Genomic DNA, 22022 nt, shown 5'->3' with positions numbered 1-22022 from the left:
AGCTTATTTTTTAGTTGGACCTTCATATCCTTTACGGACCATTACGCCCCAGTTTTGTTCTTTTCTTCGAAAGAAGAGCCAATAGCCTTTCAGTGAGGCATAAATCGTTATTGGATGGTACGCAAAAGGCTCAAGTGCGGCCATCCCGATAAGAATCATTAATTCTTTATAATTGGCATAACTTTTATACAGTATTTCATCTATCAATATGGATATTATGGTTATGGAGAGATAGAATAGATAGACTAATAGGCTTATAATCAGTAAATGTTGGTAGTCGATCATTCCAAATATAAAACTGAAAATGAGAGTCAGAATACCAATAAATTCAATAATAGGAACTAAAAACTCAAAACTGAAAAAGAAAGGTAATACCAGAAATGCTGTTCGTCCGTATTTTGGATTTAAAAACATTTTTCGATGTAAATATAAAGTTTGAACCAGTCCACGAGCCCAGCGAATGCGCTGTCTTAAGAATATTTTTCGCGTACTTGGAACTTCTGTCCAGCAGAGCGATTCCGGAATGTATTTGATTAAGTATTTTTCTTTAGTATCGTGCATGTATTTTCGCATGCGCGTCACCAGTTCCATATCTTCGCCTAAGGACTGATGCCAGTATCCACCAGCTTTAATCACAATGTCTTTATCAAACATACCGAGGCCTCCGGAAACCAAAAGCAAACCGTTTAGCTGACTCCACGCCATTCTTCCAAATAAAAAAGAGCGTACGTATTCTAATTCCTGAAAACGCGGATACCATTCTTTTGGATAGTGAACTTTAAACAAAAAGCCTTCCTTGATATCGCAGGAGTTTGAAATCCTGATTCCAGCTCCGCAGGCAATGACACGAGTTTCATTTTCCATAAACGGTTTGGCAAGTTTCAAAATAGTATCTCTTTTTAAAATACAATCTACATCAGTGCATAAAAACAGGGGATATTGCGAAGAGTTTATCCCGGCATTTGCGGCATCAGCTTTACTTTTTCCATTTATTTTGTCGACAATCAGTAATTTGGAGTAAACAGGATTCTTTGATTTATAATGTCCGCGAATGGGCTGTGTGACAATTTTCTCCTGATAATAAAAGTCAATTTTAACCAGATCAAATTCGGCAATTAGTTTTTCCAGCGTATCGTCAGAGCTTCCGTCATTGACAATAATGATTTCGTATTTCGGATAGGTCAGAGAGAGCAGGGATTTAACATTGTAAACGATATTTACTCCCTCGTTAAAAGCAGGAGCCACAATGGAAACGCCCAGTATATGGTTCGAACGAATTAGAACCTCTTCTTCCAGGTATTTTTGATATTTTAAATGTTTTACAATCGCCCAATACGAAAGGACAGACAGAAAGATGTAGAACAGAATATATCCGATTGAAAAATGGATTACAAAGACATTGTAACAGTGAATAATATAATGTAGAAAATCAGTCGTCATAGTTGTAATTCTCTAATGTGATTAATCATTTTTTGAGTATCGGAATCCTGTCTTCCCAATACATCTATACGTACAGAATCGAGATCGTTTAAAGTGGCTACCATTTTTAATTTAAGATCTTTGATTTCTTCGTTCGGAATTTGGTGGTTTAAAAATGAAATTGTTTTTTCTGAGCCTATAATGGCGAGGGCATCCAGAATTTCCAATTGAAGTTCGATACTCTCCTGCTTAAACTGCAGTAATAAATCCTCTTCGGCTTCATACAGGTACAAGTCGCGAATGGCAATAATCACATCGGTTCTAAGGTTTTTATTTTCGTGTTTGAGCAATTTGATAATATCCCCTGATCTGTTCCTGTAATTGTAAAATACCATAGTCATTACGGCTAATTTCAGAATAGTAGGATTATCAGATTCTATCCAGAGCTCAATATCGGGTGGAATCGGTATGTTTTGCGAATGCAACACATCCATTATTTTTATAGTAGTACTGATAGATACTTTTACCGGAATCTTATTAACGGCCTGCCAGTCTCCTTTGGTTAAAATCAGGTAAGCAATATTGGCGTTTGACCGGATAACTTTATTGGGATGGAACAAATATTTTTGGATTTGAGTAATTCCCGGTTTGTATCCCAAGGCTTGAAAATGATAAATGCCATCACATTTTTTATATTTTCTAAAATCCCGAAGTAAACTTGCCGAATAATGGTTTAAACCCAGTTGTTTGTATATAATAAGAATGTTCTTGGCGGTTTTACCTTTTAAATTGCTTTTCATCCGAATCATATCGTCGATAAGCATTTCTTTACACCAGGTTTTATGGATGGGAATTTCAGATCTGAATTTGGCAATTTTGTATTTCAGAATGCTTTCCTCCGGTTTTGAGAGTGTAATCTCTGTAAGGAAAATTTCAGATTTTCTAACAATATGATGCCGGTAAGGAAGAGTGTATTGATAATGAATTCTTTTGAGTATTAATGCAAGTGCTAAAGCTAAACTTGTAAATACAAATAATGGGATGGCGTAGTGTTTTATATAACCTATAAAATGCTCCATAAATATTGCTTTATAGAGTGAAATTACGAAAAAAAACGCAATAAAACTAATGAAAGGTCACTCCCTGGTGGCTAAAACCCTTCAAAAACACCCAATCCGAAAAGGGCAAAGTCATATTTTACCGGATCGTGAGGATCCATTTTTCTGAGTTTAAGATCGAGTTCTGTTAAGGCCTTTCCATCATTTTGCTTTCGGGTTAGGATCCCTAATTTTCGGGCTACATTACCGGAGTGTACATCAAGCGGACACGACAATAATGAAGGTGAAATGGTTTTCCAAATACCTAAATCGACACCTTTGGTATCTTGACGTACCATCCAGCGCAGGTACATGTTGATTCTTTTTGCTGCCGAATTGTTTAACGGATCCGAAATGTGCTTTTGGGTTCGGGGCAAGTGATCAATTTCAAAAAATATTTTTTTGAACTCACTTATGCTTTTCTGTAAGCCGTCAGTTTCTTGATTTTTGGCAAAAACAGCTTCAAGACCCTTGTGATTTTTATAAATGTGCTGCAATCCTTTTATAAAACCGCTAAAGTCTTTTCCGTTAAAAGTACGGTGTACAAAGCTTTCAAGGCGCTCCAGATCTTCATCAGTATGTGACATCACAAAATCGTAAGGGGTATTGCCCATTAATTCCATCATTTGATGCGAATTTTTGATAATCATCTTGCGATTTCCCCAGGCAATTGTAGCACTCAAAAAACCGGCAATCTCAATGTCTTCTTTCTGAGAAAACAAATGTGGAATTTGCACAGGATCGCTTTCGATAAAATCGAGATTGTTGTATTGAGTGACTTTTTCGTCAAGGAATTCTTTGAGTTCTTTTTGTGTCATAATGTAAAGGAAGGAGGTAACCGAATTGTTGAACGTTTTTAATTGCTGATTAATCCGTCAACCATTACTAACTTTCTATCCGCCATATTGGCTAATTCTTCGTTGTGCGTTACAATTACAAAAGTCTGTCCAAATTCATCACGAAGCTGAAAGAACAACTGATGTAAATTTTCGGCAGAATGGGTGTCCAGATTTCCGGAAGGTTCATCTGCAAAAATAACGTCGGGTTTGTTGATTAGTGCCCTTGCTACAGCAACCCTTTGCTGTTCTCCTCCTGAAAGTTCATTGGGTTTATGATGAATTCTATGGGAAAGCCCTAAGTAATCTAAAAGTTTTTTGGCCTCGCTTTCTACTTCAGTATTTTTTTTTCCGGCAATGAAAGCAGGAATACATACATTTTCTAATGCTGTAAATTCCGGTAAAAGCTGATGAAACTGAAAAATAAAACCTAAATTCAGATTTCTGAATTTTGATAATGCTTTATCACTCAACTCTAAAATATTCTGACCGTTTATGGTTAAGGAAGTTTCGGTTTCTAATCCTGAAGGCTTGTCAAGTGTTCCCAGAATTTGCAAAAGAGTTGTTTTTCCAGCACCGGATGCACCAACAATCGAAACAATTTCACCTTTTTTAATGTGTAGATCGACTCCTTTTAAAACTTCTAATTTGTCGTAGAACTTATGTATATTTTTTGCGTGGATCATTTTGAAACTGTTTCTACAAAGAAACAAAGATTCTTCCGATATCAAAATGCCATCTAACAGAATTTTAAGAACAAGTTTGAAATGACAATGTCAATATCAATGTCAATATCAATGTCAATGTCAATAAGAATAACAATTGCAGTTTAAATGAAGGTCTTGATTTTAGAAGGGTGAAAAGGGGAGAGGGTGAAAAAAACGGACTGTTGAATAAATCGGTCTGGTTTTTGACAGAAGATAGAGTAGAGATGCTTTTTGGGTGAAGAAAAGTATTGATCAGGTGGGAATTAAGAAATAAATTGCCATTAGAAAATAAGTTTGTTTTAAAGAATTCTTTTTAAATTCGAATATCTAAATACAATGAAAATGCAGGAAGCCAAAGTAATGAACGACGACAGAACAAAGAAACTCCTTTTGGGTTTGGCATTGGATGCAATTGGAATGCTGACTTACAGTATACCGGGCTTTGCTGAGCCCGCCGATTTGATTTGGGCACCAATAGCAGCTTTTATAATGACCAAAATGTATCAGGGAAGAGTAGGGAAAGTAGCGAGTGTTTTAACTTTTATAGAAGAAATACTTCCGGGAACCGATATTATCCCATCCTTTACCATAACTTGGATTTATACTTACTTTTTTTCAAAAAGGGAGTAAGGAGTAGTTCTGATAAATGATTAACCGCAAAGTTCACAAAGTTTGATAATTAAACTTTGTGAACTTTGCGGTTGTTTTTTATTGATTTGTTAGGGTTGAGGTTTTGAACTTTTAAATAAAAATCCCAGTCCCATATTTTTAAGCATTTTCTTTTCAAAATTCCAAAAGAAACGGAATTGTCCGAATATGGTACCAATACCAACCAGTAAAACCTGATAGATCGGGAAAATAATTAGCAGTCGAATTAGAGTAAACCAGCCTCCGAAATCCTCTTTGGTAATGCCCAGCAAAACACAAAAAGGTTTAGACAGCCATGCAGATGCCGATCCTGTGATGGCAAAAACAATTAGTATGATTATGGCTTGTACATTTGAGGTGATGCCCCAACGTTTTTTTAGTCTGTTCATTCTTTATTTATAACGATTACAAATATAAGAACATTATCTTATAGGAACATAGCCTGCGAGCTTTTGTTTGTAAGTATTTTGAAAATAAATCATATAGTTATAAATAAGGTAATTTACTTCGTAACCGTAATGAATCGTTGGCTGATAATCAATTCTCATTTCATATAAATTCGGACTGTAGCGCTGTGGCTGTAAAACACGATTGTTCCATTCGGTTACATACAGATTGTTTTTATTTTCGAGATAACTTAAAGAGTAATAATTTCGGGGAAGTGCTCTTGAAGCCAGCCACGTACTAAAGCCGTTATCGATAATGATCACTTCGTACTCTAAAGAATCGTTGGCAATTCGTACCGTATCGTTTACTGCAGCAGCAGACTTACTGCCGTTATTGGCAGCAACCGTATTTTTTGAAGCTGTTGAACAGGCTATTATGGTAAACAGCAGACCTAATATAAAGAGAGATTTTTTCATAAATTTTGTTTGAGACTTAAATTTACGAATAAATGAGGAGAGGTTTGAGGTATTTAACAGTTTGTATAGAAAGGTTCTGAGGTACTAAGGTTCTGAGATGCTAAGGTTTTTGGTTTTGATAAATAAAAAAAGGCTGTTTGCATAGAAAGGTTCTGAGTTACTAAGGTTCTGAGACGCTAAGGTTTTTGATTTTCGTGAATAAAAAAAGCTGTTTGAGTTCAACAAACAGCCTTTATACTTTTTTGTAAAAGTTTTAATGCTTAAATTTAAAGTTACCAGGGGAGTCTTAGCACCTTAGAATCTCAGCACCTTCAAAAAAATCATTTCCCGAACAATTTTCCTAATAACCCTCCTAATCCTCCACTTTTAGTAAGACTCACGGCATCGGCTACATCTACTTTTCCATCATTGTTTTGGTCCAAACCGAATTGCATTCCGTATTTATTAATAGTTTCCATAATACCGGAAGCTTGTCCGCTATTTCCTGAAATTGAGCTTATAATATCTGAAATATTGAAACTACTGTCGTTGGGATCTTTTGCTTTGTTGACTAAAGAATTCAAAACCTGCGGAATCATACTTGAAGCGACACCAGCAGAATCAGTGCTGCTTAATCCGAATTTTTCACCAAGACTTCCGCTCAATTGTTGTGTTATTTGCTGTACAACGGGATTAGAACTGTCGAGTTTAGAAGTTCCGTTAAATAAGCCGGCCAATTGTTCTGTTCCTCCTTCTGAAGCAATTTTTTGCAATCCTGAAAATATAGAAGAACTAGTTTCCTGTATAACCGCTTCATTGTGTTCATTTGGGACAGCAGTGTTGTTTACAACCGCATCGCCTCCGTATTGTTGTACTAATTGTGTTAATTGTTCGAACATGATTTAAAGAATTTAGGTTAGAATTTAAACTCAAATTTAATCAAAAAAAGAAAGGGATTTATTAAACGATGTTAATAAATCCCTTCTAAATAATTTATTTTTAGTTTATTAGCTCAATAATGAAATAATTTGTGAAGCTAATTCTGTACCAATTCTGTCTTGCGCTTCTCCTGTGGCAGCCCCAATGTGAGGAGTCAATGAGATTTTAGTATGCATTAAAATTGCCATTTCCGGTTTTGGCTCACTTTCAAAAACGTCCAATCCTGCAAATGCAACTTTTCCTGAATCTAAAGCTTTTAATAAGGCTACTTCGTCGATAACACCACCGCGAGCACAGTTTACTATTCCAACACCATCTTTCATAATAGCTAACTCTTTTTCGCCAATGATGTAACCGTCCTGAGCTGGAACGTGTAAGGTGATGAAATCAGCTTCTTTGAACAATGATTCTAAAGATTGAGAAACGATAGTTGTAGTGATTGATTGACCGTCAAAAAACTCCACTTTAACGTCAACAGAAGGAATAAAGCTATCAGCAGCGATTACTCTCATTCCTAAACCTAAAGCCATTTTTGCAGTAGCCTGACCAATACGTCCAATACCAACAATACCCAGAGTTTTACCTCTTAGTTCAGTACCATTAGCGTATGCTTTTTTCAAACCGTCAAAGTTTGAATCCCCTTCAAGAGGCATATTTCTGTTAGAATCATGTAAAAAACGAACACCCGAAAATAAGTGCCCAAATACCAATTCGGCAACAGATTCTGATGAAGAAGCCGGAGTATTAATGACATGAATTCCTTTGCTTTTTGCGTAATCAACATCGATGTTGTCCATACCAACACCACCACGGCCAATAATTTTCAATCCCGGGCAGGCATCAATAATGTCTTTACGAACTTTGGTAGCGCTTCGTACTAAAACGACATCTACATTGTTTTCGTTTACAAAATTAGCTACTTGTTCCTGAGCTACTTTTGTTGTAATAACTTCAAAACCACCTTTTTCTAAAGCAAGAATTCCACTTTTTGAAATTCCGTCATTTGCTAATACTTTCATCTTAGTTTATGTGTTTATTTGTTTATTTGTTTAATCGTACAGATTAGAATATAAACATAATATTATAATTTTTTCTTTTTTGTTTAGGAGCTAATCCCGCTATCCGTTGTGATCTTTTTTGTTTTTAAAGAAAAAACAAAAAAGGATCTCCACTTCTATCGGGGCTAGGAATTCTGTGTTCAATTCCTGTTTTTGGCAAACTGCAAACTAAAAACTGCGATTGTAAACTAAATTTTAGTTTCCAAAGCTTTCATTACATCTACTAAAACCTGAACACTTTCGATAGACATTGCATTGTAGATTGAAGCTCTGTAACCACCAACTGAACGGTGACCCGGTAATCCTGAAATTCCGGCTTCTTTCCATAAAGCGTCAAAAGTAGCTGTATGATCAGCATTGTTTAATAAGAAAGTAACGTTCATCTTAGAACGGTCTTCAACCGCTGCAGTGCCTTTGAATAATGGGTTTCTGTCAATTTCAGCATAAAGTAAGTCAGCTTTTGCATTGTTTAGTTTTTCAACTGCAGCAATTCCTCCTTTTTCTTTAATCCATTGTAAAGTTAGTAACGAAACATATACAGCAAAAACAGGAGGAGTGTTGTACATACTCTCTGCTTTAATATGTTTAGCGTAATCTAACATACTTGGAATTGTTCTTCCGTTTTTCCCGAGTATCTCTTCTTTAATCACAACTAAAGTAGTTCCGGCAGGTCCCATATTTTTTTGAGCACCGGCGTAGATGATGTCAAATTTAGAGAAATCCAATTCACGTGAAAAAATATCAGAACTCATGTCGCAAACCACAGGAACATTAGTTGCCGGGAATTCTTTCATTTGAGTTCCAAAAATAGTGTTGTTGCTGGTACAGTGAAAGTAATCAGCATCAGTTGGTATTTCGTATCCTTTCGGAATATGATTGTAATTTGCTTCTTTTGAAGAACCTACGATAACAGTTTCTCCAAAATACTTTGCTTCTTTTATAGCGGCAGTTGCCCACGTTCCGGAATCCAGATAAGCAGCTTTTCCGTTTTCTTTCATTAAATTATAAGGGGCCATCAAGAAGGCTGTGCTTGCACCACCTTGCAAAAATAGAGCCTGATACCCTTTTCCCTGAAGTCCCAATAATTCTAAAGCAAGGGATCGAGCTTCCTCCATAACGGCAACGAAATCTTTACTTCGGTGCGAAATTTCAAGAATAGATAGTCCTGAATCATTAAAATCTAAAATGGCTTTTGATGCTTTCTCAAAAACTTCCTGAGGTAAAATACTAGGTCCTGCGCTGTAGTTGTGTTTTTTCATGGTTTTTGTTAATAGTCGAAAAATTTAAAAACGCAAATTTCGGCAATAGGAGCTGAAAAAGCGATAAATAATTCGAAATAATTGAACATATTTTTATTTTGTTGTTAACAAAAACGTTATAGTATCTACATTATCTGCATAATCCCACAAACGTGGTTTTTGGGTTTGCCCAAAAGAAATACTGTTTTGAGCTAAATCATTGCTAACGATGCACTGAATTTGTTCAGCATCAGCTTCTAAACGAGCCTGTAAGTCTTCGATATTTTCATAAGATTCGTAAAAGACACTCGAAATAGGAGAGGCGTAACTTGGATCTTCTTTCAGAGTTAAAAAACCATTGTCAAGCAGTTTAAAATTACTCATCAAAAACACCGCTTTGTTGTAGTCGTAATTGTTAGCGTATTTTTCGTAATGAATAACATCCTGATATTTGAAAATAGCCTGGAAAAAAGCATCAAAAGAATAATCTTTTGGAACAAAAAGTTTAGACACATTGCGGCATCCCAGTCCAAAATATCTAAAAATATCTTCGCCCAAAGCTTCTAATTCTTCGTGAGTTTCTTTTCCGTTTAAAATTGCAACCGAATTCCTGTTTTTGCGAATGATAGACGGCTTATCTTTAAAGTAATATTCAAAATAACGTGCCGTATTGTTGCTTCCGGTTGCTATAACGATATCAAAATTTTCGAGTTTACCTTCCACGAAAGTGATCTTATCTTTTAGATTTTCATCGACAAAAATGAGGTATTTGGCTAAAAACGGCAATAAATGCTGATCGTTTGAAGATGTTTTTATTAAGGCCTTATTTCCAGTGATTAAAACCGATAAAAAGTCATGAAATCCAACTAGCGGAATATTTCCGGCAAGGATTAGGGCAACAGTTTTTTCAGTTTTATCCGCTTTCTCAAATTCTGAGCTGTAAGCTGAAAGCCATTTTTCAATGTTTTCTTCCGTTAAAGCTTCTGCCCATGAATGTATTGCAAAATGCACCTGTTCAGGAGTGTACCACCCATTGTGTGATTGAGAAAGAGCAATCAGTTTTATGAAATCATCAAAAAACAGGTCGTTACCTAAAACCGATTCATTTCGTGTGTTTTCTGTTTCAGAGAACTGACTTAAAAATCGACCTAGTGCTATAAAAGACTGTTTTTTTTCGTTTTGTAACATAAGTAATTTGTTTATGAAAGGTTTTGATTGTAATTTTGCACAAAAATAAGGATAAATAAGTCGAAAGTCAAAAGTCATCAAGTCAAAAGAGAAGGATGTCTTTTTTTTGGCTTTGCAACTTTGAGACTTTTAACTTTAAGACTAAGAAAACAATGGCAATAATTATTACTGACGAATGCATAAACTGTGGGGCTTGCGAACCGGAATGCCCAAATACAGCAATTTATGAAGGAGCTGATGATTGGAGATACAAAGACGGAACCAGTCTTTCCGGAAAGATAATTTTACCTGATGGAACTGAGGTTGATGCAGAAGATGCACAAACACCAATTTCTGATGAGGTGTATTATATCGTTCCCGGAAAATGTACCGAGTGTAAAGGCTTTCATGATGAACCTCAATGTGCTGCTGTATGTCCGGTTGATTGTTGTGTGCCGGATGATAACCACGTTGAAGACGAAGAAACCTTGTTGAACAGACAAGTGTTTTTACATGGTGAATAATGAAATAATGATGTAATTAGATATAAACAAAAAATCCTGAGTTAATGCTCAGGATTTTTTGTTTTTGTTCAGTCAGATAAAAGCTTCTTTTGACCTGTTTAATTGTATAAAGTTTCTAATTGCTTAAAAATTAAATCCAAGTCTTGCATAGTAGTATGCTCCGCTGAATCCCATCTGAACAGCGTCCCAGTAACCACCTGCTTCAGTGTTGCCTGTTTCATCTTGTTTGGTTGGGTAAACATTGAATAAGTTGTTGCTTCCAATGCTTAATTTCAGGTTTTTAGTCAATTGATATCCAACAGTTAAGTCAGTGATCAGTCTTGGATTGTATACATCATTTTCATCAGTGTAATCTACTAAAACTACTTTGCTGAATCTGGTGAATGCGATACCGGCATCAAATTTATTTTTAGCATAGTTAAGGTTTAAACCAAATTTGTTGTCCGGAGCTGATGATAGCAGGAATGCTTTTTCACGTTTCCCAAAGAAAGTACCCTCATCTAAAGTTCCGTTTTTTACATTGTCAATTTTCATGTCGTTGATGTTTCCAACCAAAGTTGCACTAAAGAATGATTCTCCGAATTTTTTCTTCCAGGCCAAAACGATATCCAAACCGTGAGTACTGGTGTCTACACCATTCACAAAAAACTGGGCTTTATCGACACCAAGGTTTAAAGGTTTAGCATCAAAATATCCGGTAAGAACGATACGGTCTTTTACTTTGATGTAGTAACCATCAACTGTTGCAGTGAAATCTCCAAATGTAGCCGTGAATCCTAAAGAGGCATTTACCGCTTTTTCTTCGTTTAGTTTCTGAATTCCAAAAGCCTTGGTAACCGGGCTGTTGTTTGGAGCAAGTAAAACTTCGGTAGCTCCTCCTGCATTAAAATTTGTAAAACGCAGGTTGTAATAAATTTGTGCCAGTGAAGGAGCACGGAAGCCTGTACTTACAGATCCTCTGAAGTTAATATGTTGTCCGGCTTTTACTCTTGCAGCTAATTTTCCGTTTAAAGTACTTCCAAAATCACTATAATTTTCAAAACGAACCGCACCGCTCAGTAAAAAAGACTCTGTGATGTCAAGTTCAGCATCGGTGTATAAAGATAAATTCGTACGGCTTTTGTCTACCGTATTTGAAGGGCTGTATCCCGGAAAACCTTGTGAACCTCCAGGTCTTGAAATTGTTGGAGATGAAGTTGGATCTGTAGGATCATAATCGGGATTTGGAATAGTTGGTGCACTTTGGGTTGTAGGATCGGTTATTGGTCTTCCGTTAGTGTCGTAAGTCGCATACGAACCTTCTTCTCCTGAGAAAATAGTAAATTTTTCCGTTCTGTATTCCGCTCCAAAAGCAAGGTTTAAACCGCTTAAGACCGAATCGTAGTTTTTAGAAAAATCAAAATTGGTTGTATTTTGAGTCAGACTGTGTCCTCCTGCATCAAATTCTGTTGGAGATTTCCCTTCTAAGGAAGCATTTATAGTTCCTTTGATGTAGTAATGAAAAAGGTTTTTTCCGTAAGTATTGCTTAGATCAATGTTCCATCCGCTGGCTGTTTTAGTTCTAAATCCCGCCGCAAGAGAATTGTCTATTATATTAGAAGTAATTCTGGGAGTGTAGCCACCCGGATAAACAGATTCCACAACTCTTTCTCCTCCGTTTCTGGTAAATGCATAGGCGTCTGTATCTCTGTAATTTCGGCCTCCAAAAGCATAAAACTGCGTTTTTTCGGATACCGGAAGCGATAAGTTACCAAATAAGTTAAAACCTTGAATAGAAGCATCTCCAAAACCTTTTCTAAAATCATAAGCAGGTCTTAGCGTTTTGTTTTTGTTGATGTATTCTGTTGTAAAATTGGCCGAACCTCCTTTGTCACCAATCGCAACTCCATAGTTAGCGGCTACTTTTACAGATCCACCGTCAAAAGATTGGTTTTTACCATAAGTATTTCCGTTTCCGTTTTGGTCCAGTCTGAAGTTTTTGGTATTTGGAGTTCCATCCAGAAAATCACCTTTTGCATTGGTATTAAACGCTCCGTAAGTTACAGATCCCGTTAATTCGTCGACATTGTCATTTAGTACAATATTAATAACTCCGGCAATAGCGTCCGAACCGTATTGGGCAGCAGCGCCATCTCTCAGAATCTCAATTCTTTTGATAGCAGTAGCAGGTATGGCATTTAAATCAGTTCCCGTATTTCCACGTCCGCGGGTACCAAATAAATTGATTAAGGATGACTGATGTCTTCTTTTTCCGTTAATCAAAACCAAAGTCTGATCAGGTCCCAGACCTCTCAGGGAAGCAGGATCAACGTGATCCGCACCATCAGATCCGGATTGTTTGTTGGCATTAAATGAAGGAGCAACATATTGTAACAATTGATTGATCTCTATTTTACCGCTTTGTGTCGTGACGTCTTTTACACTAATAACATCAATCGGAACGGCCGAATTGACTACGGTTCTTTTGGTGTTTCTTGATCCTACGATTACCACATCATTCAGGACCTGACCTCCGTTTTCGTCTAAAGTAACGTCGGTTTTACTATTTGAAGAGGATTTCTCTACATTGGCATAGCCAACATAGCTAAAAATTAAAATAGCACCTTCTTTTACTTTTATAAGGTAACCTCCTTCAAAATTGGTAGATACACCGTTTGTAGTTCCTTTTTCGAGGATATTAACTCCAGGCAGCGGATTACCTGATTTATCTCTTACAACTCCTGATATTTCTTTTTGGGCGAATAGAAATGCTGTGTTAAACAGTATTAGTAATAATGCAATCTTTTTCATAGTTGATTAAATTTGGTTTGGTTGTTCTTAGTTGGTATTCTATAAAAGTAATTATTTTTAACAAAAAATTAATAAGAAGTGTAATTTTTTTATTGTCCAATCCATAAAAAACATTAATCGTCATTTTTACTTCAATTGCGAGCTATTAAATCTTATATTTGCAAAATTTTAAAGCCAAAAAATAATATTTCGGCACAAATACAAAAGGAATACGAAAATTATAACCTGTTAAAAACGACTTTGGTATACTGAAAAACTGGTATAAAGAAAACTCGAAAGAAAAAGGTTTACATAAAAAACAAATAGAATCAACAGATGAAAGCAGGAATTGTAGGATTACCAAATGTTGGAAAATCAACATTATTTAATTGTTTGTCTAATGCAAAAGCGCAAAGTGCCAACTTTCCGTTTTGTACAATCGAACCAAATATTGGAGTTGTAAACGTTCCGGATCCAAGAATTAACAAACTGGAAGAATTAGTTAAACCAGAGCGTGTACAAATGGCAACTGTGGATATCGTTGATATCGCTGGTTTGGTAAAAGGTGCTAGTAAAGGAGAAGGTCTTGGAAACCAGTTTTTAGGAAACATTAGAGAGTGTAATGCTATTATTCACGTTTTACGTTGTTTTGATAACGATAACATCGTTCACGTTGACGGAAATGTGAACCCAATTCGTGATAAAGAAACGATTGATATCGAACTTCAGTTGAAAGATTTGGAAACAATCGAGAAACGTTTGGAGAAAGTAAAACGTGCCGCTAAAACCGGAAACAAAGAAGCTCAGACTGAAGAAGCTTTGTTGAACCGTATCAGAGAAGCGTTATTGCAGGCAAAATCAGCAAGAACCATTATTCCTCAAAGCAACGACGAAGAAGTTTTGATGGAAGGTTTTCAATTGATTACGGCTAAACCGGTATTGTACGTTTGTAACGTTGACGAAGGTTCAGCTGTAAACGGAAATAAATATGTAGATCAGGTTCGTGAATTGGTAAAAGACGAAGAAGCTGAAGTTATCATTCTTTCAGTAGGAGCAGAAGCGGATATTACAGAATTGGAAAGCTACGAAGAGCGTCAGGTTTTCCTTGAAGATATGGGATTGACTGAGCCGGGAGCTTCTGTGCTAATTCGTGCAGCATACAAATTATTAAAACAACAAACTTACTTTACAGCCGGTGTAAAAGAAGTTCGTGCCTGGACCATCAATATTGGAGCTACAGCACCACAAGCTGCAGGAGTTATTCATACTGATTTTGAAAAAGGATTCATTCGTGCCGAGGTAATTTCATACGAAGATTACGTTCAGTACGGTTCTGAAGCAAAAGCAAAAGAAGCAGGTAAGTTCAAAGTTGAAGGAAAAGAATATGTTGTAAAAGATGGTGATGTAATGCATTTCCGTTTCAACGTGTAATTTTTTTAGAGAATAGAATAAAGATTATAGAATATAGACTAAAACTGCTGGAGCAATTCAGCAGTTTTTTTATGCACAAAAGTTATTGTTATCTGTATTTTGAGGTTAAAGAAAGCCATTGTCAGGCTGAGCGAAGTCGAAGCTCCGCATAGTTTGCCATTTCAAGGAACGAGACTCGAGAGATAACGAACAGGCGAAGCAAATCACACCCGTATATCGACAAAGATTGATAACATTTGGAATGGAGTTTCTAGTGTAATTTCTCGTTCCTCGAAATAAAAAAAATGAACTTAAAAATCCGTTTAAATCCGCGCTTTCGCATGCGCGAATCTGTATAATCTTTGTGTAATTTGTAAGAAGCAAAAAAAATGGCTCAAAAATTGGTTACAGAAAAATCAACCAATTATCAATCTAAAAACAACCAATCAAAATGCTAAAAAAATCTTTCAAATTTCTGGGCTGGACACTTTTCGGAATCTTTACTTTCCTTGCTTTATATGTGACAGCTGTCTTATTGATTTCCAGAATTACAGTTAACTCCACTATTAACAAAATTGACGAACAAAACGCGATTCCGATTTATATTCTTTCCAACGGAGTGCACACAGATATAGTGGTTCCGATCGTTAGTGAAGTCAAAGATTGGAGAAAGGAAATTCAGTTTGATCAGACAGAGTCCAATGATACACTGGCAAAATTTGTAGCTTTTGGCTGGGGTGATAAAGGTTTTTATCTCGATACGCCTGAATGGTCAGATTTAAAAGCGAGTACGGCTTTAAAAGCGATTTTTGGAGTGAGTTCGTCAGCCATGCACACCACATTTTTTAAGCAATTACGCGAAGGCGAAGATTGCAAACGCATTCTGGTTTCTAAAGAAAACTATCAAAAATTAGTAAACTATATTTCAGAGAGTTTTAATAATCCGGAGAATCCTGAATGGATTGAAGGTCATAGTTATGGGAAAAAGGATGCTTTTTATGAGGCTAAAGGAAGTTATAGTCTTTTTTATACGTGTAACACCTGGGCAAACTGCGCGTTAAAAGCGGCCAATCAGAAAGCGAGTTTATGGACGATTTATGACAAAGGGATTTTTTATCATTACCAGTAAAAAGAAAAAGACGGCCTTAAGAGTGTTCGGTCGCTAGGGGACAAAAAGCTTTGGATGATTGTGGATGTTACGGATATTGAATCTTTACGAGATAATTTTTTTGAGGTTAGATGATGGTAATTTGTAGTTTAAGGAGACAATAACTATAGTTGATTACAAGTGGCAATACCATTTAGGCGCAATAAAATAAACTCCGCTAGGAGTAAAATATCGGTAGAAAGAATAAGGCCCCCATTGAAAAAATGTCCCGTAGGGATTATATGTGTTTCCATATGAGATTTTATAGAAAAAATATGGCATGGTAAAAATGTAAAAATTGTCTGTAATACAGGAATTTAATCTTTTAATTATTCTTTAAATTTGAAAGAATATCAAAAAACGAATCTTGTGGAAAGTCAAAATATTTTGTCTAAAACCTGGTATTTGTTACGAACCACTATTTTAGAGTTCAACGACGATAATGCCATTAAGCTAAGCGCTGCTTTGTCGTACTATACCATATTTGCATTACCGCCTTTATTGATCATTATTATAACCATCTGTGGTTTCTTTTTTGGGGAAGAGGCGGTAACAGGGGAGTTGTATGGGCAAATCAACCGCTTAGTAGGTAACGATGCTGCAATTCAAATTCAGGACGCAATCAAAAATGTGCAATTGTCTGATAGTAATGTTTTTGTCACAATTTTTGGAGTTGTGATGCTTTTAATAGGAGCTTCGGGAGTTTTTGCCGAAATACAAAGTTCAATTAATTTTATCTGGGGGCTGCGTGCGAAACCGAACAAAGGACTTAAAAAATTCATTCAGAATCGGATTATGTCTTTCTCTATGATTGTTTCTGTGGGATTTCTAATGCTCGTAAGTTTAATGTTAAATGCGGTTTTAGATGTCTTAAATGCGAGATTAAAACTATATTTAGCCGACAGTACAGTGTATTTGTTTTACGTCATAAATTTGATCATTGTTTTAGGTAGTATCACCTTGCTTTTTGCAATTATATTCCGAACTTTACCAGACGGGCTTATAAAGTGGAAAGACGCTTTCATTGGCGCCGGATGTACCGCAATCCTTTTTATGATAGGTAAATTTGCAATTGGATTTTATTTAGGAAACTCAACAATTGCAAGTGTTTATGGTGCAGCAGGATCCGTAATAATCATTTTGGTTTGGGTGTATTATTCCGCAATTATTTTATATTTTGGAGCCGAGTTCACTAAAGTATATGCTAAAACGTACGGAGGGAAGATTGCTCCGAACGGCTATTCGGTCGAAATTAAAAAAGAGATATTTGAAATTAAAGAACAAACAGAAATTTCATAAGTTTTGATGATTCAAAAATGTAGTTTATGGTTTTATGGAAATACTTAAAACAGGTGAAACGGGTAACAAAAAACAGCAAATTTTAAAATAAAGTATATGAAAATTGTAGCCTTTGGAGGAAGTAATAGTCAGCACTCGATAAACAAACAACTGGCGACTTATGCGGCAAGTTTATTCGACAATGGAACGGTTGAGGTTTTAGATCTTAATGATTTTGCCATGCCTTTGTTTAGTGTCGATTTAGAAAAAGAAATTGGTCAGCATGAGTTGGCAAAAACATTTTTGCAAAAGATTGAAAATGCAGATCTTTTGGTAATTTCTTTGGCAGAAAACAACGGAAATTACTCTGCAGCTTTCAAGAATTTGTTTGATTGGAGTTCGAGGATCATGAAAGAAATTTTTCAGCAAAAACCAATGCTTTTAATGGCTACTTCGCCGGGAGCAAGAGGAGGAGCTTCGGTTTTGGAAATCGCCAATAACGCTTTGCCAAGATATGGAGCACAGATTAAGGCTACTTTTTCATTGCCTGCATTTAACGCGAATTTTGATTTGGAGGAAAATAAAATTTCAAATGAAGAGTTAAATAAAGAATTAAAAGACATTATTAAGTCTAGTTTCTAATTTATGATTCCAAAAAAGATTGTCCTTACTGTTTTCTTACTGAGTTTTATCTTTCTGTTTCGTGTAAACGCGCAAAAGTACAATACGATTGATAATACGGTATTAAAGTATCCCACTAATTTTAATTCAGTAGAAAGTCTGGCAGAAAGAATACAAAAAGATTTTACTTCAGATTATGATAAAGCGAGGGCTATTTACAGCTGGATTGCTTTAAACATAAAATACGATTACAAAGCCTATCTGAATCCGCCAAAACCGCTCAGATTTACCTATATTAATGAATCGGATAAACAAGCGAAAATTGCAGTTTTAAAGGAAAAAACATGGCAGAACACTTTCGAATCCCGAAAAGCGGTTTGTGAAGGTTTTACACTTTTGTATCAGGAATTGGCCTATTTAGCGGGTTTGAAATGTGAGGTGATCCGAGGAGATTCTAAACGATCGTTGAGTGATATCGGACGTGAAAATTCGTTTTCCAATCATTCCTGGAATATGGTTCAGGTAGATGGAAAATGGATTTTGATTGATGTAACCTGGGGACAGGGATATTATGACAGTGGCAAAAAAGTGGCTGTGAATCATTTTTCACCCGTTTATTTTGATACCGATCCCAAGTACTTTTTCGCCAAGCATTTTCCGGATTCCGGAACCTATCTGGGAAAAAAATTAAACAAAGAGGATTTTCTGAACGGACCATTGCTTTTTGACGCTGCAATTGAAGGCGGTCATGAGATTTTGGCGCCGGCTTCAGGAATTATTAAGGCAAATGAAGGAGACAAAATTCGTTTTAAAATAAAGAATATTGCAAAGACAGATCTGTTTTATTATTTGAAAAATGGAAAACCTGTCAGAATTGAAGACTCTAAAGCAGTAAATGGAGTTTTAGAATTTGAGGTAATTTATGATAAAAAAATAGGCTCGTATATTACTTTTTTTCTGGATCGTGACGGTATAATGTCATTTAAGATACTTTCCAAGTAAAACGTAGCAGGATCTTTGCCTAAAGAGCTTCCTTCTTTGGTTAAATTGGCGTATCTTAGCCATTACAGTTATAAAATTAATTTAACTGCCGGATTATGGAGACAACTTATTTGAAATCAATTTTAGACAATGATTTCTATAAATTTACTATGCAGCATGCTGTAATCAAACTTTTTCCAAAGGCTCAGGTTCGTTACGGCTTTATCAACAGAGGAAATCATTTTTTCCCACCTGGATTTGGAGATTTACTTCGAAAATCGGTTGATGCAATGGCAGACTTGCGGTTGACAAAAGAAGAAAAACAATATTTGTGGCAGCACTGTTCTTATTTGGATCCCACTTATTTTGATTTTTTGCAAGGCTATAACTTTGACCCGTCCGAGGTTCAGATTACTCAGACAGGTTCAGAGTTAAAAGTAACTGTTGAGGGGTACTGGTATCGTACCATTTTATGGGAAGTGCCCCTGATGGGATTGATTTCTGAGCTGTTTTATAAGACTGGTCAATCCATTCGACTGGACGATGAAGCTTTAAAAAGAGTAACCAAAGACAAGATTGACAATTATAATAAAATTGGAGTTTCGATTTTAGAGTTTGGAACCCGACGACGCCATTCGTATGAGGTACATGCCTTGGTGAATGAGACACTTCGAAAATTTGGTTCGAATAGTTTTATAGGAACCAGTAATGTTCATTTTGCAATGACTAACAATATGCGGCCATTGGGTACTCATGCGCACGAATGGTTTATGTTTCATGCTGCCCAATACGGTTTTAAAATGGCTAATATGATGGGTTTGGGACATTGGACGCAGGTGTACGATGGCGATCTCGGAATTGCACTGACAGATACCTATACTACAGCGGTGTTTTTTGAACAATTTGATAAAAAGTACTCGAAACTTTTTGACGGAGTACGTCACGATAGCGGAGATCCTATTGAATTTGCAGAAAAAGTAATTTCGCATTATACCCAAATGGGAATTGATCCAAAATCGAAAGTGATCGTTTTTTCGGATTCATTGAATTACGAGAAGGTGAAAAGGATAGCAGATTTTTGTAAAGATAAAATCAAAATGTCATTTGGTGTCGGAACCAATTTTACCAATGATGCCGGTTTGCCTTCGATGAATATGGTGATAAAACTGACAGAAGTAAAATTGAATAATGACCAGTGGCAAGGTGTTGTAAAACTTTCTGACGAAAAAAATAAAAATACCGGAACGCCCGAAATGATTGCTTTAGCAAAAGAAGTACTGGGAATCAAATAGTATTTTTTACCAAAAAGCTGATTTTTTATATTTTTGGTTTACGGATTATTTTAAAATCAATGTAAATAGGGTTTAAAGCTGTTATTATTCGTAACAAAAATAAAATACGCTTTCATTTTTTGACTATAAATGGTACATTAGCCAAAAATCCAATTCACTTTATGCTAGAGCAAAATCAATATACCGAAGATAACATTCGATCACTCGATTGGAAAGAACATATCCGTATGCGTCCCGGAATGTATATCGGGAAATTGGGAGACGGATCTTCGCCTGATGATGGTATTTATATTCTTCTAAAAGAGGTACTGGACAACTGTATTGATGAGTTTGTAATGGGCTCAGGAAAAACTATTGAAGTGACTATCAGAGATAAAACGGTCTCGGTTCGTGATTACGGACGTGGAATTCCGTTAGGGAAAGTAGTAGATGTCGTTTCAAAAATGAATACGGGAGGAAAGTACGATTCAAAAGCTTTCCAGAAATCGGTTGGTTTGAATGGTGTCGGAACAAAAGCAGTGAATGCATTGTCGAACTATTTTCGTGTAGAATCGGTTCGTGATGATAAACAAAAAGCAGCAGAGTTTTCAGCAGGAAATCTGGTTCTTGAAGAAGATGTGATTGATACTACCAAGCGAAAAGGAACAAAAGTAACTTTTACGCCGGATGAATCGATTTTTAAAAATTATAAATTCCGTTTAGAATATGTGATCAAAATGGTCAAGAACTATTGTTATCTGAACAATGGTTTGACGATTATTTTCAACGGAGAAAAATATTATTCAGAGAATGGACTTCGTGATTTATTAGAAGAAACCATCAACGAAGAAGATTTAGAATACCCTATAATCCATTTAAAAGAGCATGATATTGAAGTAGCGTTAACGCACAGTAAAACGCAATACAGTGAAGAATATCACTCTTTTGTCAACGGACAAAACACGACACAGGGAGGAACGCACTTAGCGGCTTACAGAGAAGCAATTGTAAAAACCATTCGAGAGTTTTACAATAAAAACTTTGAAGCATCTGACGTTCGTAAATCGATTGTGAGTGCGATTAGTATTAAGGTTATGGAGCCGGTTTTTGAGTCTCAGACTAAAACCAAATTAGGTTCTACTGATATGGGTTCTGATGACGGGACACCTCCGGTTTCGGTTCGTACCTTTGTGAACGATTTTATCAAAACCAAGTTAGACAATTACCTGCATAAAAACCCAACGACCGCAGAAGCCTTATTGCGAAAAATTTTGCAGGCCGAACGCGAGCGAAAAGAATTGTCCGGAATTAGAAAGCTGGCTACAGATCGTGCTAAAAAGGCCAATCTTCACAATAAGAAATTAAGAGATTGCCGTGCGCATCTTCCGGATACAAAGAATCCAAGAAACCTGGAGAGTACCCTTTTTATTACCGAGGGAGATTCGGCTTCCGGATCGATCACCAAATCGCGTGATGTGAATACACAGGCGGTTTTCAGTTTACGTGGTAAGCCTTTGAATTCCTATGGAATGAGTAAGAAAATTGTTTATGAAAATGAAGAGTTTAACTTGCTTCAGGCAGCGCTTGATATCGAAGACGGACTGGAGAAATTGCGTTACAACAATATCGTAATCGCAACCGATGCCGATGTCGACGGTATGCACATTCGTTTGCTGTTGATTACTTTTTTCCTTCAGTTTTTCCCTGAGTTAATCAAAGAAGGCCATTTATATATTTTGCAGACACCGCTTTTCAGGGTTCGTAATAAAAAAGAAACCATCTATTGTTATTCTGAAGAAGAACGAAAAGACGCGATCGAAAAACTAAAACCAAAACCGGAAATTACCCGATTTAAAGGTTTAGGAGAGATTTCTCCGGATGAGTTTAAAAATTTCATCGGAGACACCATTCGCCTTGACCCAATTATGATGGATAAAAATACCTCAATCGAGCAATTATTATCTTTTTACATGGGTAAAAATACCCCGGACAGGCAAGAGTTTATTATCAAGAATTTGAAGGTAGAGCTGGATGCAGTTGAGGCTGAGGTTTAAATAAATTTTAATGATT

20 protein-coding genes are annotated in these 22022 nt (G+C 36.2%); 9 read left to right on the top strand and 11 right to left on the bottom strand.

The annotated features are described in order from the left end of the window. Positions 1-3: 3 nt before the first annotated feature. The 4 genes from BHE19_RS08855 to BHE19_RS08840 form a co-directional block, all read right to left on the bottom strand. Positions 4-1440, bottom strand: a complete 1437-nt coding sequence (locus tag BHE19_RS08855) for a glycosyltransferase family 2 protein (protein ID WP_070906764.1) — start codon at positions 1438-1440, stop codon at positions 4-6. Continuing rightward, complete coding sequence (locus BHE19_RS08850; RefSeq protein ID WP_070906763.1) at positions 1437-2498, bottom strand: HEAT repeat domain-containing protein; 1062 nt, start codon at positions 2496-2498, stop codon at positions 1437-1439. The genes BHE19_RS08855 and BHE19_RS08850 overlap by 4 nt, the downstream gene beginning before the upstream one ends. 71 nt (positions 2499-2569) lie before the next feature. Continuing rightward, positions 2570-3334 (bottom strand): TIGR02757 family protein, encoded by a 765-nt coding sequence (locus BHE19_RS08845; protein WP_070906762.1) that lies wholly within the window; start codon positions 3332-3334, stop codon positions 2570-2572. Positions 3335-3372: 38 nt separating this feature from the next. Continuing rightward, positions 3373-4038, bottom strand: coding sequence for an ABC transporter ATP-binding protein (locus tag BHE19_RS08840; RefSeq protein ID WP_070906761.1), 666 nt, complete (start codon positions 4036-4038; stop codon positions 3373-3375). Positions 4039-4395: 357 nt separating this feature from the next. Here BHE19_RS08840 and BHE19_RS08835 point away from each other — a divergent pair, with 357 nt between their 5' ends. Next, positions 4396-4689: a hypothetical protein gene (locus BHE19_RS08835; protein WP_017498418.1), complete on the top strand. Its 294-nt coding sequence runs from the start codon at positions 4396-4398 to the stop codon at positions 4687-4689. Between the two features lie 89 nt (positions 4690-4778). On the opposite strand, the gene BHE19_RS08830 is transcribed toward BHE19_RS08835, so the two are convergent. The 6 genes from BHE19_RS08830 to BHE19_RS08805 all read right to left on the bottom strand — a co-directional run bounded on the left by BHE19_RS08830 (position 4779) and on the right by BHE19_RS08805 (position 9972). Beyond that, positions 4779-5096 (bottom strand): DUF6787 family protein, encoded by a 318-nt coding sequence (locus BHE19_RS08830; RefSeq protein WP_070906760.1) that lies wholly within the window; start codon positions 5094-5096, stop codon positions 4779-4781. Between the two features lie 33 nt (positions 5097-5129). Further along, positions 5130-5570 carry a DUF6146 family protein gene (locus BHE19_RS08825; protein ID WP_070906759.1) on the bottom strand — a complete coding sequence of 147 codons (441 nt, stop codon included), beginning with the start codon at positions 5568-5570 and terminating at the stop codon, positions 5130-5132. A 320-nt stretch (positions 5571-5890) separates the two neighbouring features. Continuing rightward, entirely contained in the window at positions 5891-6448 is a 558-nt protein-coding gene (locus tag BHE19_RS08820) for a hypothetical protein (protein ID WP_017498415.1), read from the bottom strand. Between the two features lie 108 nt (positions 6449-6556). Continuing rightward, complete coding sequence (locus BHE19_RS08815) at positions 6557-7507, bottom strand: D-2-hydroxyacid dehydrogenase (RefSeq protein WP_017498414.1); 951 nt, start codon at positions 7505-7507, stop codon at positions 6557-6559. A gap of 227 nt (positions 7508-7734) precedes the next feature. Then, entirely contained in the window at positions 7735-8805 is a 1071-nt protein-coding gene (gene serC, locus BHE19_RS08810; RefSeq protein WP_070906758.1) for a 3-phosphoserine/phosphohydroxythreonine transaminase, read from the bottom strand. Positions 8806-8898: 93 nt separating this feature from the next. Then, on the bottom strand, positions 8899-9972 hold the full coding sequence (locus BHE19_RS08805; RefSeq protein ID WP_070907136.1) for an acyl-CoA reductase: 1074 nt from the start codon (positions 9970-9972) through the stop codon (positions 8899-8901). Between the two features lie 152 nt (positions 9973-10124). On the opposite strand from BHE19_RS08805, the gene BHE19_RS08800 reads away from it, so the two are divergent. Next, complete coding sequence (locus BHE19_RS08800) at positions 10125-10475, top strand: 4Fe-4S dicluster domain-containing protein (protein ID WP_070906757.1); 351 nt, start codon at positions 10125-10127, stop codon at positions 10473-10475. Between the two features lie 123 nt (positions 10476-10598). Here BHE19_RS08800 and BHE19_RS08795 read toward each other — a convergent pair whose 3' ends face one another. Continuing rightward, positions 10599-13265: a TonB-dependent receptor gene (locus BHE19_RS08795; protein WP_070906756.1), complete on the bottom strand. Its 2667-nt coding sequence runs from the start codon at positions 13263-13265 to the stop codon at positions 10599-10601. Between the two features lie 315 nt (positions 13266-13580). Here BHE19_RS08795 and ychF point away from each other — a divergent pair, with 315 nt between their 5' ends. From ychF to BHE19_RS08760, 7 genes are all read left to right on the top strand, one after another. After that, on the top strand, positions 13581-14675 hold the full coding sequence (ychF, locus tag BHE19_RS08790) for a redox-regulated ATPase YchF (RefSeq protein WP_017498408.1): 1095 nt from the start codon (positions 13581-13583) through the stop codon (positions 14673-14675). A gap of 430 nt (positions 14676-15105) precedes the next feature. Then, the gene (locus BHE19_RS08785; protein ID WP_070906755.1) at positions 15106-15783 is read left to right on the top strand and encodes a TIGR02117 family protein; all 678 of its coding nucleotides are present in this window, start codon (positions 15106-15108) and stop codon (positions 15781-15783) included. Positions 15784-16170: 387 nt separating this feature from the next. After that, positions 16171-17100, top strand: a complete 930-nt coding sequence (locus BHE19_RS08780; protein ID WP_070907135.1) for a YihY/virulence factor BrkB family protein — start codon at positions 16171-16173, stop codon at positions 17098-17100. Positions 17101-17196: 96 nt separating this feature from the next. Then, on the top strand, positions 17197-17721 hold the full coding sequence (locus BHE19_RS08775; RefSeq protein ID WP_017498405.1) for an NADPH-dependent FMN reductase: 525 nt from the start codon (positions 17197-17199) through the stop codon (positions 17719-17721). Positions 17722-17724: 3 nt separating this feature from the next. Further along, positions 17725-18702, top strand: coding sequence for a transglutaminase domain-containing protein (locus tag BHE19_RS08770; protein WP_070906754.1), 978 nt, complete (start codon positions 17725-17727; stop codon positions 18700-18702). A gap of 95 nt (positions 18703-18797) precedes the next feature. Continuing rightward, the gene (gene pncB / locus BHE19_RS08765; RefSeq protein WP_070906753.1) at positions 18798-19973 is read left to right on the top strand and encodes a nicotinate phosphoribosyltransferase; all 1176 of its coding nucleotides are present in this window, start codon (positions 18798-18800) and stop codon (positions 19971-19973) included. A gap of 161 nt (positions 19974-20134) precedes the next feature. Further along, positions 20135-22006: a DNA topoisomerase IV subunit B gene (locus BHE19_RS08760; RefSeq protein ID WP_070906752.1), complete on the top strand. Its 1872-nt coding sequence runs from the start codon at positions 20135-20137 to the stop codon at positions 22004-22006. The last annotated feature ends 16 nt before the right edge of the window (positions 22007-22022 follow it).

Origin of the sequence: Flavobacterium tructae (assembly GCF_001853485.1) — a bacterium.
GTDB classification, from domain to species: domain Bacteria; phylum Bacteroidota; class Bacteroidia; order Flavobacteriales; family Flavobacteriaceae; genus Flavobacterium; species Flavobacterium tructae.
This window is presented reverse-complemented; position numbering and strand designations above follow the sequence as displayed.

What these genes read in the sequence shown, in the direction of transcription:
- BHE19_RS08855 (WP_070906764.1), bottom strand. Translation starts at nt 1,440, where the DNA reads ATGACGACTGATTTTCTACATTATATTATTCACTGTTACAATGTCTTT.
- BHE19_RS08850 (WP_070906763.1), bottom strand. Translation starts at nt 2,498, where the DNA reads ATGGAGCATTTTATAGGTTATATAAAACACTACGCCATCCCATTATTT.
- BHE19_RS08845 (WP_070906762.1), bottom strand. Translation starts at nt 3,334, where the DNA reads ATGACACAAAAAGAACTCAAAGAATTCCTTGACGAAAAAGTCACTCAA.
- BHE19_RS08840 (WP_070906761.1), bottom strand. Translation starts at nt 4,038, where the DNA reads ATGATCCACGCAAAAAATATACATAAGTTCTACGACAAATTAGAAGTT.
- BHE19_RS08835 (WP_017498418.1), top strand. Translation starts at nt 4,396, where the DNA reads ATGAAAATGCAGGAAGCCAAAGTAATGAACGACGACAGAACAAAGAAA.
- BHE19_RS08830 (WP_070906760.1), bottom strand. Translation starts at nt 5,096, where the DNA reads ATGAACAGACTAAAAAAACGTTGGGGCATCACCTCAAATGTACAAGCC.
- BHE19_RS08825 (WP_070906759.1), bottom strand. Translation starts at nt 5,570, where the DNA reads ATGAAAAAATCTCTCTTTATATTAGGTCTGCTGTTTACCATAATAGCC.
- BHE19_RS08820 (WP_017498415.1), bottom strand. Translation starts at nt 6,448, where the DNA reads ATGTTCGAACAATTAACACAATTAGTACAACAATACGGAGGCGATGCG.
- BHE19_RS08815 (WP_017498414.1), bottom strand. Translation starts at nt 7,507, where the DNA reads ATGAAAGTATTAGCAAATGACGGAATTTCAAAAAGTGGAATTCTTGCT.
- serC (WP_070906758.1), bottom strand. Translation starts at nt 8,805, where the DNA reads ATGAAAAAACACAACTACAGCGCAGGACCTAGTATTTTACCTCAGGAA.
- BHE19_RS08805 (WP_070907136.1), bottom strand. Translation starts at nt 9,972, where the DNA reads ATGTTACAAAACGAAAAAAAACAGTCTTTTATAGCACTAGGTCGATTT.
- BHE19_RS08800 (WP_070906757.1), top strand. Translation starts at nt 10,125, where the DNA reads ATGGCAATAATTATTACTGACGAATGCATAAACTGTGGGGCTTGCGAA.
- BHE19_RS08795 (WP_070906756.1), bottom strand. Translation starts at nt 13,265, where the DNA reads ATGAAAAAGATTGCATTATTACTAATACTGTTTAACACAGCATTTCTA.
- ychF (WP_017498408.1), top strand. Translation starts at nt 13,581, where the DNA reads ATGAAAGCAGGAATTGTAGGATTACCAAATGTTGGAAAATCAACATTA.
- BHE19_RS08785 (WP_070906755.1), top strand. Translation starts at nt 15,106, where the DNA reads ATGCTAAAAAAATCTTTCAAATTTCTGGGCTGGACACTTTTCGGAATC.
- BHE19_RS08775 (WP_017498405.1), top strand. Translation starts at nt 17,197, where the DNA reads ATGAAAATTGTAGCCTTTGGAGGAAGTAATAGTCAGCACTCGATAAAC.
- BHE19_RS08770 (WP_070906754.1), top strand. Translation starts at nt 17,725, where the DNA reads ATGATTCCAAAAAAGATTGTCCTTACTGTTTTCTTACTGAGTTTTATC.
- pncB (WP_070906753.1), top strand. Translation starts at nt 18,798, where the DNA reads ATGGAGACAACTTATTTGAAATCAATTTTAGACAATGATTTCTATAAA.
- BHE19_RS08760 (WP_070906752.1), top strand. Translation starts at nt 20,135, where the DNA reads ATGCTAGAGCAAAATCAATATACCGAAGATAACATTCGATCACTCGAT.